This window comes from Primorskyibacter flagellatus (assembly GCF_900176485.1).
Classification (GTDB): Bacteria; Pseudomonadota; Alphaproteobacteria; order Rhodobacterales; family Rhodobacteraceae; genus Primorskyibacter; species Primorskyibacter flagellatus.
The window spans coordinates 505072-518602 of sequence record NZ_FWYD01000002.1; the positions used below are offsets into that span (position 1 = coordinate 505072).

At 52.9% G+C, this 13531-nt stretch carries 15 protein-coding genes; 6 read left to right on the plus strand and 9 right to left on the minus strand.

Going from position 1 to position 13531, the window contains the following annotated elements; all coding sequences use genetic code 11:
- Window positions 1–6 precede the first annotated feature (6 nt).
- From B8991_RS05235 to hemJ, 6 genes are all read right to left on the minus strand, one after another.
- Window positions 7–816: a ParA family protein gene (locus tag B8991_RS05235; RefSeq protein ID WP_084351005.1), complete on the minus strand. Its 810-nt coding sequence runs from the start codon at window positions 814–816 to the stop codon at window positions 7–9.
- Entirely contained in the window at window positions 809–1411 is a 603-nt protein-coding gene (gene rsmG, locus B8991_RS05240; protein WP_084351178.1) for a 16S rRNA (guanine(527)-N(7))-methyltransferase RsmG, read from the minus strand. Before rsmG ends, B8991_RS05235 begins: the two co-directional genes overlap by 8 nt.
- Before the next feature lie 5 nt (window positions 1412–1416).
- Complete coding sequence (mnmG, locus tag B8991_RS05245; protein WP_084351007.1) at window positions 1417–3291, minus strand: tRNA uridine-5-carboxymethylaminomethyl(34) synthesis enzyme MnmG; 1875 nt, start codon at window positions 3289–3291, stop codon at window positions 1417–1419.
- 4 nt (window positions 3292–3295) lie between these two features.
- On the minus strand, window positions 3296–4573 hold the full coding sequence (mnmE, locus tag B8991_RS05250) for a tRNA uridine-5-carboxymethylaminomethyl(34) synthesis GTPase MnmE (protein ID WP_084351009.1): 1278 nt from the start codon (window positions 4571–4573) through the stop codon (window positions 3296–3298).
- Window positions 4574–4596: 23 nt separating this feature from the next.
- The gene (gene rho, locus B8991_RS05255; RefSeq protein ID WP_084351011.1) at window positions 4597–5868 is read right to left on the minus strand and encodes a transcription termination factor Rho; all 1272 of its coding nucleotides are present in this window, start codon (window positions 5866–5868) and stop codon (window positions 4597–4599) included.
- Between the two features lie 120 nt (window positions 5869–5988).
- Window positions 5989–6438, minus strand: a complete 450-nt coding sequence (gene hemJ / locus B8991_RS05260) for a protoporphyrinogen oxidase HemJ (protein WP_084351013.1) — start codon at window positions 6436–6438, stop codon at window positions 5989–5991.
- A gap of 420 nt (window positions 6439–6858) precedes the next feature.
- Here hemJ and B8991_RS05265 point away from each other — a divergent pair, with 420 nt between their 5' ends.
- From B8991_RS05265 to dnaQ, 3 genes are read left to right on the plus strand one after another with little or no spacing between them, the layout of a single operon-like run.
- The gene (locus B8991_RS05265) at window positions 6859–7458 is read left to right on the plus strand and encodes a Maf family protein (protein ID WP_084351015.1); all 600 of its coding nucleotides are present in this window, start codon (window positions 6859–6861) and stop codon (window positions 7456–7458) included.
- A 25-nt stretch (window positions 7459–7483) separates the two neighbouring features.
- On the plus strand, window positions 7484–8071 hold the full coding sequence (coaE, locus tag B8991_RS05270; RefSeq protein WP_084351017.1) for a dephospho-CoA kinase: 588 nt from the start codon (window positions 7484–7486) through the stop codon (window positions 8069–8071).
- Complete coding sequence (gene dnaQ, locus B8991_RS05275; RefSeq protein WP_084351019.1) at window positions 8064–8750, plus strand: DNA polymerase III subunit epsilon; 687 nt, start codon at window positions 8064–8066, stop codon at window positions 8748–8750. Before coaE ends, dnaQ begins: the two co-directional genes overlap by 8 nt.
- A gap of 23 nt (window positions 8751–8773) precedes the next feature.
- Here dnaQ and secB read toward each other — a convergent pair whose 3' ends face one another.
- Window positions 8774–9277, minus strand: a complete 504-nt coding sequence (secB, locus tag B8991_RS05280) for a protein-export chaperone SecB (protein ID WP_084351021.1) — start codon at window positions 9275–9277, stop codon at window positions 8774–8776.
- 75 nt (window positions 9278–9352) lie between these two features.
- On the minus strand, window positions 9353–9853 hold the full coding sequence (locus B8991_RS05285) for an FxsA family protein (protein WP_084351022.1): 501 nt from the start codon (window positions 9851–9853) through the stop codon (window positions 9353–9355).
- Window positions 9854–9957: 104 nt separating this feature from the next.
- Between B8991_RS05285 and B8991_RS05290 the strand changes: the two genes are divergently transcribed.
- The 3 genes from B8991_RS05290 to B8991_RS05300 are packed head-to-tail and all read left to right on the plus strand — an operon-like array spanning window position 9958 to window position 12250.
- Complete coding sequence (locus tag B8991_RS05290) at window positions 9958–10617, plus strand: Tim44/TimA family putative adaptor protein (protein WP_084351024.1); 660 nt, start codon at window positions 9958–9960, stop codon at window positions 10615–10617.
- Window positions 10614–11657, plus strand: coding sequence for a murein transglycosylase A (gene mltA / locus B8991_RS05295; protein WP_084351026.1), 1044 nt, complete (start codon window positions 10614–10616; stop codon window positions 11655–11657). The genes B8991_RS05290 and mltA overlap by 4 nt, the downstream gene beginning before the upstream one ends.
- Window positions 11654–12250 (plus strand): Smr/MutS family protein, encoded by a 597-nt coding sequence (locus B8991_RS05300; protein WP_084351028.1) that lies wholly within the window; start codon window positions 11654–11656, stop codon window positions 12248–12250. The genes mltA and B8991_RS05300 overlap by 4 nt, the downstream gene beginning before the upstream one ends.
- Here B8991_RS05300 and B8991_RS05305 read toward each other — a convergent pair.
- A complete protein-coding gene (locus tag B8991_RS05305; RefSeq protein WP_084351030.1) occupies window positions 12247–13470 on the minus strand; it encodes an MFS transporter in 1224 nt (407 codons plus the stop codon). The genes B8991_RS05300 and B8991_RS05305 overlap by 4 nt on opposite strands.
- Window positions 13471–13531 lie beyond the last annotated feature (61 nt).

Sequence of the window (13531 nt, forward strand, 5' to 3'; positions counted from 1 at the left end):
GGTAGCTTAAGCAGCCATCTTTGCGTTTTTTTGTAATAGTTCCCGCGCAAGCTCTCGATAGGCCGCAGCACCTTTTGAGCTTCCGTCATATTGCAGGACCGGCAGCGCATAGGATGGTGCTTCGCTGACCCTAACATTCCGCGGAATAACCGCATTGAACACCAGTTCCCCAAGATTGTCCCGCGCGTCACTTTCTACCTGCTGAGAGAGGTTATTTCGTGCGTCATACATGGTCATCACCACCCCCTCGATACGCAAATGTGGATTTGCCGTCTGCCGGACCTCACGAATTGTGAGCATTAATTGGCTTAGGCCTTCGAGCGCAAAAAATTCACTTTGGAGTGGCACCAGGACTGAATGCGATGCGACCATCGCGTTTACGGTAAGAAGATTCAACGACGGAGGACAGTCAATCAGGATAAAGTCCAGCGCGAAATCGTCCATCGCTGCTTGCCGAAGAGCGTCATGCAGCAAATAGCTACGCTTTTCGTTAGCGATAAGTTCGATATCAGCAGAGCTAAGATCTACAGTCGCAGGTATGATCATCAAGCGTTCGACACTGGTTTTCTGAACGACGGCATGAAGCTCTGTATCGTCCAGCAGCAATTCGTAGGTGGTGAGACCACGGTCTTCGGGCTCTATTCCCAGCCCCGTAGACGCATTCCCCTGAGGGTCGAGATCGACTACAAGCACACGACAGCCAAGCTCTGCCAAAGCCGCACCCAGATTGATCGTGGTGGTGGTCTTCCCTACCCCGCCCTTCTGATTGGCGACGGCTATGATTTTTGGACCAGCGGGTCTGGCAAGATCAGACACGAGAGATGCCTCCGATTTTTAGTATAGCGGCCATAGGGTCTGTTTTGCTTTGTATCACATCCAGATCAAATCGCCATGACTCGCGCGCCTTATCCACCTCTTTTTGCCATTTTTCGCCTTTTGAAAAGATGGCCGTTCCGTCGTATGCGAGATGCAAGTTTGCGAAAGACAGCAACGTATCCAGGTCGGCAAGAGCCCTCGCGCTGACGACATTTGCCTTCAAAGGATCGAGATTTTCAATTCGCTCCGACATTACAGTCGCATGCAGATCTAATTTTCGAATGACATTTCTGAGAAATGCGGCCTTTCTTAGATCAGATTCGACAAGCACTGTCTTCATTTCAGGCGACGCTTCAGTAGCAAGAATAGCCACGACAAGACCAGGAAGGCCGCCTCCGCTACCCAGATCAAGCCAAGTTTTGCTAGGGTGTTCAATTGATTGGAAAACCTGAATGGAATCAATGATGTGACGATGCCATACATCCGATGCTGATTTTTTCGAAATCAGGTTAATCTTTGCTGTCCATGCTAACAAGAGATCGACATATCGTTGCAGCTTTTCATATGTTTCACGTGAAACATTCAAGCTTCGCATCATAGTCAAGCTGATCTCCGCTTCAACTGCCGGATTTTCGCCAAAAGCAGAACAAGTGCGGCGGGCGTCATGCTTTCGATCTTTGCAGCTTCAGAAAGATTTTTGGGCCGCGCCGCAGACAGTTTCGATTTCAGTTCATTTGAAAGCCCATCAACGCCTACATACACAAAATCTTCGGGAATAACTTGAGCTTCATCACGCCGAACCATCTCCACATCTCGATTTTGTCGTTCAATGTAGTGCACATATAGCGCCTCGCGCGCCAACTGTTCACGAGATTCGCTATCAATTGCCGCAAATTCAGGTGCAAGTTTAATCAGTGTTCCGAAATCTATATTCGCAAATGCGAGCAGATCATAACCCGATCTCCGCGCACCATCATGGTTGATGGTGACGCCAACTGCTTCAACATCACGCGTTGTAAAAGTTTTTGACGACAGCGATGTCCGGGCGGACGTTAGCCGATCTAACTTGACTTCAAACAACTGCTTTCGCTTTTCGGAAACACACCCAAGATCGATCGCCTTCGGTGTTAATCTTTGGTCCGCATTGTCCGCCCGCAAAGAAAGCCGAAACTCTGCGCGTGATGTGAACATGCGATAAGGCTCTTGAACGCCCTTCGACGTCAAATCATCAATCATTACCCCAATATAACTATCAGACCGGCTGAAGTGTACCGGTTCTTGACCCTGACAAGCGGCAGCGGCGTTAAGTCCGGCTACCAATCCTTGGGCAGCAGCTTCCTCATACCCCGTTGTCCCATTGATCTGACCTGCCAAATACAAGCCAGATACAACTTTCACCTGCAATGTAGAGCTTAGAGATCTAGGATCTACATAATCATATTCTATGGCGTAACCTGGTTGTACGATTTCCGCAGCTTCAAGCCCGACAATGGAGTTTACATATCTCGTCTGTACCTTCTGGGGCATAGATGTCGATATACCGTTTGGATATATGGTATTAGACTCAAGGCCTTCTGGCTCAAGAAATATTTGATGAGACTCTTTATCCGCAAACCGTACAATCTTGTCTTCGATTGAAGGGCAGTAGCGAGGACCAACGCCATCAATCCGCCCACCATACATTGCAGATTTATCAAGGTTATTTCGAATAATCTCATGAGTTTCGGCGTTCGTATGCGTAATGCCACATGTCACTTGCCGCAACGAAGCGGATTTAGACATAAACGAAAAGAGCGTCGGGTCTTCATCCCCAGGCTGCGCGTCCAAAATATCCCAATTTATGCTCCGCGCATCCAGCCGTGGCGGGGTTCCGGTCTTCAACCTCCCCAACCGCAAATTAAACTCATCAATGCGTTCAGCAAGTCGTACAGAAGGCTTGTCCCCCATCCTGCCGCCGGGATGCGAAATATCCCCTATATGGATGACGCCACGCAAAAACGTGCCGGTGGTAAGCACAACAGCCGCCGCGGAAAGTTTCGAACCGTCCTCGAGAATGACCCCGCGAACTTCGCCGGAACGCATGATAAAGTCCGTTGCCTCTCCTTCAATAATTTGAAGATTCTCGGCTAATTCCATTTCTTGAAGCATCGCAAGGCGGTAGACTTTACGATCAGCTTGTGCGCGTGGGCCTTGAACTGCCGGTCCCTTACGTTTGTTCAACAGCCTAAATTGGATCCCCGCTTTATCGGCAACACGCCCCATGACGCCATCAAAGGCATCAATCTCACGAACAAGATGGCCTTTTCCAAGCCCTCCAATCGCAGGATTACAGGACATCACCCCGATTCCCTCACGTTTCAACGTGACGAGTGCTGTTTTCGCGCCCATCCGGGCTGACGCATGCGCGGCTTCTGTACCGGCATGCCCGCCGCCGATGACAACAACATCAAAGGTTCGATGTTTCACGTGAAACACTCCGCTACTTACCAAGGCAGAAACTTGAGAAAATTTCGTCTAACAACATTTCGACATCAACGCGACCTATAAGTTTTTCGAGATGTCGAATCGCTACACGAAGTTCTTCTGCTGCAATATCATATTGCTCACTATTTTGGCTAACCAGAGTTTCGGCATAATTCAAAGCCGAAAGCGTTTCTCGCATTGCCACGCGATGTCGTTCCCGCGTCGCAAGTCCAGCACTCTTAGAGCGCAACGTCAAAACAGATGTTATTCGTTTGATAAGAGCGTCAACGCCACGCCCGGTGAGACCAGAAACGCCAACTCCATCGTGATCAGCTTTAGAAGCCACAGAAATATCATCGTCTTTCAGGGCAATGTCCGAAGGCTCACTGTCCTCGAACAGAAGAACGCGCAGATCTGCGGCGCTCGCCCTCTGAATTGCTCGCTCAATTCCCAAGCTTTCGACAATGTCATCAGTTTCGCGCAAGCCAGCTGTGTCCAATAGCGTCACTGGCAGACCGTCGAGCTCCATCCTAACTTCAATAACATCACGCGTTGTACCTGCGACTTCCGATGTAATCGCAGCGTCACGACCGGCAAGGGCATTCAGAAGCGTCGATTTTCCGACGTTTGGCGCCCCAATAATCGCAACCTCAAAACCGGATCTAATGCGTTCTGCTGATTTGAAGCCATCCAATTGTATCTGAAGTGAATGCGTAATATCGGCTATTAAACTTAGAACTTCAGGTCCAACATCTTCGGGCACGTCTTCATCAGCAAAATCAATAACAGCTTCGAGTAGTGCTGAAGCTCGGATAAGCTTTGTTCTCCAGTTCCCAACTACTTGCCCGAGATCCCCCGAGAGTGACCTCAACGCCTGTACGCGTTGCGCCTCGGTTTCCGCTTCGATCAGATCTGCAAGTCCTTCGACCTGAGCTAGATCCAAGCGACCGTTTTCCAACGCTCGGCGCGTGAACTCACCTGGTTCGGCCAAACGTAGCCCACCAAGTTCGGACAGTTCCCGCAACACCGCTGATACCACGGCAATACTACCATGTAGATGAAGCTCAACAACAGATTCGCCAGTAAAGCTGGCACCATCAGGAAACACCAGAACCAGCGCCTCGTCGAGATATTCACCGGACGCGGTCTTTATGCGTCGAACAGCGTGCTGTCGTGGAGCTGGTAAACTACCGCAAAGGATTGTGGCAGCATCAAATGCGTCTGGACCAGAAATTCTTACAACTGCGACGCCCGCTTTTCCCTGAGCCGAGGCCAGAGCGTAAATCGTATCCATGATACACCCTCTCAGCTGGCACGTCAGGTGTTCATGGAGTCGAAGAACTCTGAATTACTCTTGGTTTGCTTCAACTTCGAAATCAGGAATTCAATGGCGTCTGTCGTCCCCATCGGGTTCAAGATACGGCGAAGAACAAACGTCTTTTGCAGATCAATCTTGTCCACCAGAAGCTCTTCTTTCCGGGTTCCGGACTTGAGGATATCCATAGATGGGAAAACACGTTTGTCAGCAACTTTCCGATCAAGAACAATCTCGGAATTCCCTGTTCCTTTGAATTCCTCAAAAATCACTTCGTCCATTCGACTTCCTGTGTCGATCAGGGCCGTGGCGATAATCGTCAAGGAGCCGCCCTCTTCAATATTACGCGCGGCGCCAAAGAAACGCTTAGGCCGTTGCAAGGCGTTTGCATCCACACCACCCGTCAGGACTTTACCAGATGACGGCACCACGGTGTTGAATGCCCTACCAAGTCTCGTGATCGAATCAAGAAGAATAACAACATCTCGTTTATGTTCGACCAGACGCTTGGCTTTTTCAATCACCATTTCGGATACAGCGACGTGCCGGGTTGCAGGCTCATCAAAGGTCGAAGAAATAACCTCGCCTTTCACCGAGCGCTGCATGTCGGTGACTTCCTCGGGCCGTTCGTCGATCAGCAGAACAATCAAGTAAGCGTCGGGATGATTCACTTCGATCGAGCGGGCAATATTCTGCAACAGAACCGTTTTACCCGTCCGCGGCGGCGCGACAATGAGAGATCTCTGTCCTTTTCCGATCGGCGCCACAAGGTCGATGATCCGTGCAGATTTATCCTTGATGGTCGGATCTTCAACTTCCATCTTCATTCGTTCATCAGGATACAACGGTGTGAGGTTATCGAACGCAATTTTATGTCGCGCCTTCTCCGGATCTTGAAAGTTTATTTTCAAGACGTCCATCAACGCAAAGTAACGCTCGGAATCCTCGGGCGCCTTGATCGTGCCTTCAATCGTATCCCCCGTACGCAAAGAAAACTTGCGGGTCATATCTGGCGATACATAGATGTCGTCCGGACCCGGCAGATAGTTCGCCTCCGGCGAGCGCAAGAAGCCAAAACCGTCCTGGAGTACTTCGAGGACGCCATCACCGCTGATTTCCCACCCTTCATCCGCGCGCTCGCGCAGGATCTGGAACATCATTTCACCTTTCCGCATGGTCGAGGCGTTTTCGATCTCCAGTTCCTCGGCCATCGCCAGAAGATCCTTGGGGCTCTTGGCTTTAAGATCCGCGAGGTTCAGTGATTCTTGAGTCATGGGAATATCCTTGATCGCGCCCGAACGAGCGACCGATCCTGCAATGTGTCAGAGAATACGCACCCCGGACGGGGCGGTTTGACGCTACATAGGCAGACTATACATCGAAGTCAATTCCCGTCAGAATTTCACTACGACGGAGAACACAATCACGACCATCAAAAGCGTCGGAACCTCGTTCATCAATCGAAATTGCCGACCGGACAAAACATTCTCGCCGCGCACAAAGTTTTTGCGGCGCACGCCCAGCCAATGATGAAACCACGTCATCCCAAGCACAGCAGCCGCTTTGCTCCACGGCCAAACCTGTGTCCAGTCAACGATTCCAGGCGTCAGAACCAATGCAAGTCCAAAAAGCCATGTCGTGATCATTGACGGCAACATGATCGCGCGAAGTAGCTTCACTTCCATGATCTGAAAGGTAGCATCTGTCGCGTCACCTGTCTTGGTCCGCTCGGCGTGATAGACGAACAACCTGGGCAGGTAGAACAGACCAGCCATCCAGGAGATCACAGCCATGATATGAATGGCCTTGATCCATGGGTAGGCCAAGCTGAGCATATCAGACATCACAAACTCCTTCGGACGGTGCAGAGTTCTTAATTAAATAAAGAGATATAGAAAAGATGATTAAGAAGTAGGGTGACGTTTTGCTGTGGATCATTGATCTGTGCCGGCAGTTATCCCATGCGGATAACTGTCGTCGTCATAAGAGCAAACAAGTGTTGGTAAAACGCGAATTATTAGTAATTAATCATTGTTATTCAATGACTTGAATAATTTATAAGGAGTGGATAAATCCGGTAGTGTTGTGGCGTATGCTCTATCAGACATGAACGTCCACAAGGCACAGATTATGCTTTTCCACTGTGTGCAACCGCGCTGCGTGGTTCCCAGACCTTGCTAGATCTCCCCAGGTTGCAATGCCGATCAATTTTCCCCAGTACTGTTCCCTAACAAACCCCGTAACAAACCCACGGATTCATCCACATGACTAACGAGCTGGTTCTTGCGTCACGCTCTGCGATCCGGGCACAGCTTTTACGCAACGCGGGTGTACAGATACGTGTGGCGCCAGCTACAATTGATGAAATTTCCGTACGACGCGCCTTGGAGGCGGAAGGCGCGCCACCACGCGATGTTGCGGATACCTTGGCAGAAATGAAGGCAAAGAAAGCCAGTAGCAAAGCGCCTGACCACCTCGTTCTGGGATGTGATCAAGTACTGGCGGTTGATCGGAAGATCATCGCCAAGCCTGCGACGCCCCAGGAGGCGCGCGACCAGTTGATGTTGTTGCGGGATCGCAAGCATCAGCTTTTGTCTGCGGCGGTAATATATAAGGACGGAAAGCCGACATGGCGTCATGTATCGACCGCCCGGCTGACGATGCGCGCCTTCTCCGAAAACTATATTGATGGTTACATCGACCGAAATTGGCAGAGCATTCAGCATTCCGTAGGGGGATATAAGTTGGAAGAAGAAGGGGTACGTCTGTTTGCGCGGGTTGAGGGCGACTATTTCACGATCCTCGGGCTGCCGCTGCTGGAGCTGTTGGGGTATCTGACGATCAGCGGGGTTGTGGAAGCATGACGGCATGTGAAACTTCGGGCAGGTCATGACCTTTCGGCTCGGCCTGACAGGCTCAATCGGGATGGGTAAATCCACCACCGCGCGACTGTTCGCGGAGGAAGGCTGTGATATATGGGATGCCGACGCTGCCGTACATCGTCTCTATTCCGGTGCGGCCGTCCCCTTGATGCAAGCAGAGTTCCCTGATGCGATCATCAACGGCGAAGTTTGCCGAGAGGCGTTGAAACGGATTATCTCGGACGACAACACCGCGCTGAAACGCATCGAATCCATCATCCATCCGCTTGTACGCGAGGACCGATTACAATTTGTAACCGACACGAAAGCAACGATTTGCGTGTTCGATATACCGCTACTTTTTGAAACGAACAGCCAGGCGGAATTTGATGCCGTGGCTTGTGTGTCTGTTTCGCCAGAGATCCAGCGGCAACGTGTGCTGGATAGAGAAACAATGAGCGTTACCCAATTTGAGATGATCTTGGCGCAACAGCTGCCGATCGCTGACAAGCTTGCCCGTGCAGACTATGTCATTGATACGACGACCATGGACCAGGCTCGCGCGGACGTGCAGCATGTGGTGACTGACATCAAAAGGCGGATGCGTGATGCGTGAAATCGTGATGGACACCGAAACCACTGGTTTCGATCCCGAAGCTGGCGACCGCATTGTCGAGATTGGCGGCGTGGAGTTGTTGAACCATGTTCCAACGGGACGGACCTATCACCAGTATATCAATCCCGAACGGGGCATGCCGCAAGACGCGTTCGAAGTGCATGGGCTTGGCGACGAATTTTTGCGGGACAAACCGGTTTTCGCGAAGATTGCAGACGAGTTTCTGGAATTTGTGGGCGATTCCAAACTGGTGATCCACAATGCCAGCTTTGACATGAAGTTTCTTAACGCAGAGCTTCGCTGGCTCAAGAAGCCACAGCTTCCTTGGGAGCAAGCGATAGACACGCTGGCGATTGCCCGAAAGAAGTTTCCAGGCTCGCCGGCGTCGCTGGATGCCCTTTGTCGGCGGTTTGGCATCGACAATGCCAGCCGGACGCTTCACGGCGCGTTGCTGGATAGCGAGATCCTGGCAGAGGTCTATCTGGAACTCATCGGGGGCAAGCAGCCGGATTTTGCGCTCGCGCCGATCCGCGATGCGAAGTCCGGAGGCGAGAATGACGATTGGCGCCCATCGCGTAGGCCGACGCCCCTGCCCTCGCATCTCACAGAAAAGGAAAAGGCGGCACATGCCGCCTTTGTCGAAAAGCTGGGGGATGGCGCGCTTTGGCTCAAGGGCTAGCGCGCTTGACTTGTATCAGAACGTCAGGCGTCAGCCTTTGGCTTTTCGGCCTGACGACGTTGAATTTCCGCACGGTAAAGCTGAAGAAAATCAATATTCTCGAGGTTTAGCGGTGGGAATCCACCATCGCGGGTCACATCTGATACGATGCGGCGCACGAAGGGAAACAGCATCCGCGGGCATTCGATCAGCAGAAAAGGATGCAGCTGCTCTTCTGGTACACCTTCGATCTGGAAAACGCCGGCGTAATCCAGCTCCAACAGGAACAGATGCTCGCCGCTTTCCTTGGCCTTGCTGTCGACCTTGAGTTTCAGAACGACTTCGTACTGGTTGTCCGCGCTACGCTTCTTCGCATCAAGGTTAACCTGCACGGTGACGTCAGGCTGCACTTCGCCGGTGGCACCTTTCTGCGAAAGGATGTTTTCAAACGACATATCGCGCACAAACTGCGCAAGGATGTTCATTTTCATGTTTTGCGCTGCTGCTGCGGCAGCTTCGGGGGCCTGGGCCCCATTCTCTTCGGCCATACGTCGTCTCTCCCAATGGCATAAATGCTGTCTTCCCCGGATTAGCAGGTACAGGCAGCGGTCTCAATCCTCAGATCAGTGCTTTGTCCAACCCGACGGTGGCTCATGCGTCGGACGTTTGGTCGGATCAACCTCTGTAAATTCGCCGTCTATCACGTCATTTGGACCTGCCCGTCCGGAATTGGGAGGAGCACGGCGCCCCGGTTGCGCTCCCATTTCGAACTTTTGAACCTTTACACGTTTGCGCGCCCAACGGTAGACCGCGCGTCGCACCGGTGGTGCCAGCAGGGCAAACCCGGCAGCGTCCGTGAAAAAACCGGGCGTCAACAGCAGCGCACCAGAGAACAATATCATGGCTCCATGTGCCAGATGTTCAGTCGGATCCCTCAAATCCGAGAATGATTCCCGTAGGTTGGCAATTGCCAATGCCCCTTGCGACCGTACGAGCCATGTGCCCAGGATCGCCGTCAAGATCACAATCGCGAGTGTCGGCCAAAGCCCGATCAGTCCACCGACTTGGATGAATAATGCGATTTCGATCAACGGGATCGACAGGAATGCTAAAAACAGCCACATCTGCAATGCTCCTTTCAGGGCGGGCATGGTGGACTTGCTCCACCTCAGCCCCTACATAAGAAACCTAATCGGCTGTTTCCATGCGTGCCAGAAAAGAGGACCGAATGAGCTCTCCTATTTTACAACTTCTGGTGCTTGCAGGCATCGTGATTTTTCTGATTCTGCGCTTGAGGAGCGTTCTTGGAACCCGTGATGGCTTTGAGCCGACGCAAAAAACTCCGAAGGCCAGTTCGGCTCGGCGCAAGCCCGATCTTTCGGTGATCGAAGGCGGACCGGATCGCGACATCATTGATCATGTGCCCGATGGCTCGTCGGCAGCCAAGGCATTGGCAAAAATGAAAGCTGCGGAACCGGAGTTTGGTGTCGCTGACTTCTTGCAGGGTGCGCGTGGCGCCTATGAGATGATCCTTATGGGCTTCGAGCGTGGCGATTTGGCCGAGATCAAACCATTCCTTGCCGATGATGTTTATCAGTCTTTCGCCGAAGTTGTTGAATCGCGCGAGGCTCAGGGCTTGACCATCGAAGCGGAGTTTGTCGGCGTACGCGAACTTTCACTTAGCGATGCTGAGTTCCATGACGAGACCCGGCTGGCTGAAATCACGGTGAGGTTCGTGGGCGAACTTACCTCTGTGGTACGTGATCGGGCCGGCGAGATTATCGAGGGCAGCGCAACCCAGATCAAACGTCAGAAAGATGTGTGGACCTTTGCCCGCGCGATGGGTGCAGACGACCCCAATTGGCAACTGGTCGCAACCGGCGAATGATCGAAACGCTGCGGTCAACAGTGTTTGCGGGGGTGGTGATGTCCGGAAACGAAACCGCAGCGCAGAGCAAGCCGGTCCACAAGTTGCTGGATTTTCAGCAGCTTGACGGATGGGAAACTGATGATCATCAGGCTGCGCTTGATGTATTTTTGACGACATGCAGCGATATGAAAGACCCCGCTTGGCGCGCGCTGGGTACCGTCGCTGCGGAGCAGACTGATGCCAAAGCGTTTTTCGAGCTGTTTTTTCGGCCTGTGTTGATCGAGGATGGCGCTGACGCGCTGTTCACTGGCTATTTCGAGCCGGAGTTGCATGGCTCTCGGGTTCAGACTGAAACCTATCGCTTTCCAATTTACGCGTTGCCGCCTGAGGCGCGCGAGGTGTCGCCTTGGCTGACGCGACGCGATATTCTTAGTGGCGGGTATTTGCATGATCGCGGATTGGAAATTGCGTGGGTCGATGATCCTGTAGAGCTTTTTTTCTTGCAAATACAAGGATCTGGCAGGGTTCGGCTACCGGACGGAGGGTTCCTTCGTGTTGGGTACGGCGGTGCCAATGGCCACCCGTATCGCAGCATTGGCAAAGAGCTGGTGCGCCGCGGCGTGTATGACGCGCATCAAGTGTCCGCCCAGGTCATCAAGAACTGGATCCGGCGCAATCCGCGAGAAGGGGAAGATCTGCTTTATCACAACCCATCTTACGTTTTTTTCCGCGAGGTTAGCGAGGTTCCCGCGCATCTTGGTCCTCTGGGCGCAATGAACCGGTCCGTCACAACCGGACGATCCATCGCTGTGGACCCGGTTTTTACACCTCTGGGCGCGCCTGTTTGGGTTGAAAAAGATGGTAAAGATCCGATCCGCCGACTTATGGTCGCGCAGGATACCGGATCCGCCATTAAAGGGGCGCAACGGGCCGATATATTTTTTGGAACGGGCGATAAGGCAGGACGGGCAGCCGGCAAGCTGAAAGATACCGGGCGGATGGCCGTGTTGATGCCGATACAGCACGTCTCCGAAACCTTGCCCGAGGCTGTCCAATGAGCAAGCGGCGCGTGCGCCCTGACGAGCTTGATCTCTGGCGGCAAGTAACAAAAAATACGGAACGGCTTGATGTGCGCAAGGTCTTTCAGCCGAAACCGGCAAAACCTGCACAAAAGCCCGCTGTCCAGCCGGAACCAAACCCACCGCAGCCACTGACCCGGTTTGAGGTCGGCGAACGCAGCCGTAAACGAGACAGTCAGGCCACCCTGCCCCCAAGTATCAAGGATCGGTTAAGCACCGATCCGGTCCAGATGGACAAAAAGGCCTTTACCCGACTCAAGCGCGGCAAACTTCTGCCTGATGCGCGTCTGGACCTGCATGGAATGACTCTGGATCAGGCGCATGGTGCGCTGACAGGCTTTATCTTGCGGGCGCAATCCAGGGGGCATAGGTTGGTTCTGATCATCACCGGCAAGGGCGCGCGGCATGATCCACACGATCCCGCGCCGCGTAGGCGTGGGGTGCTGAAGCAACAGGTGCCCATGTGGTTGCGGATGGCACCTCTGGGTCAGGCGGTGATGCAAATTTCTGAAGCACATATCCGTCACGGCGGCACTGGCGCTTACTATGTCTACCTCCGAAAGAACCGTTAAATGTTCATGGCAAGAAGTGGACGGGCGCGACCGACACCAATCGCCATTAGCGCACTGGTAAACAGAAAGTATCCTGCCGCGCCAAGATATTGGATCTGAATTCCGACATCGAGGTCAATCAAGACGCCCGTCAGGCCCGGCCCCAAGGCCGATCCCAACACCATGACAGCCGCGGCCATCGCTTTGATCGACCCAAGGCTGCGGGTGCCATAAAACTCTGCCCAGAACGCGTTGGGCAACGTGGTGTTGGCGCCCGCTGTCATCCCCATAAATACCAGCCCCAAGGCAATCATGAGCGGCGATTGGCCGGTTCCGAACAAACCAAACGCGATCACCATCGGCAGTTGAAACCATGGGATCAGCCGTGCTGTGCCCAATTTGTCCAGCAGCCAGCCGGATATGATCATCGAAATCACGGATACCGCAGTGAACAGCGGAAAGAACGCGACCAATTGAATATGTTCAATGCCTTTCACGCTGGCGAAATAGACCTGGTTGAAGAAAAATGCGGTGGAAAATGCGGCTGGACCCAAAAGGGCGGGCACCATGAACCAGAACAACCAATGTTTGAACGCTTGTGGTCTGCTCCAATGGCGGCCCGCCATGCCCAAGGACACACCCGTATCGGCCATGGATTGCGGTGTTCTTTCGGTTCTCAGCAAAGTCCAAAGCAAGGGAATTGCCAGAATCGAGATGCCCGCGGCCACCAGCCAAAGCTCTCGCCATCCCAGAACCTTCATGGCCGCGACAAAAGTCACGGGTAGAGTGGCTTCGCCGATTGAAAACCCGAGGCCTACGCACATCAGGGCTTTACCGCGCGTCGCAACGAACCAACGGGACACGGACACTACGGCGATATGGCTTAGCATGCCCTGACCAAGCAGACGCAGAAAGAAAATGACGCCAACCAATACCCAGCTGTGCTGTGCCAATGACATGCTCACACAGGCCAGCGCCAGAATGAGCAGAACAACCGAACCCAGTGACCGTGCCCGGAAAATATCGGTCAACCCGCCGGCCCAGACCATGACCAGCGCAGAGATCGACGTGCCGAGTGTATAGATCCCGCCCCATTGACCATGTGACAGATTGAACTCTGTCCGGATTTCTCCGGCAAAGATCGAAATGAAGTACGTTTGCCCAAAGCCCGACAAGAAAGCCAGAAAACCACCAGCCAGCAACCAGGGCGCATTTTGTGTGACAAAACGGGGAATATTCATGGTGTGACTATGTGACGTTTCGTGTGTCGCCGCTATAGGTTAACAGCATAAGGACAAACAT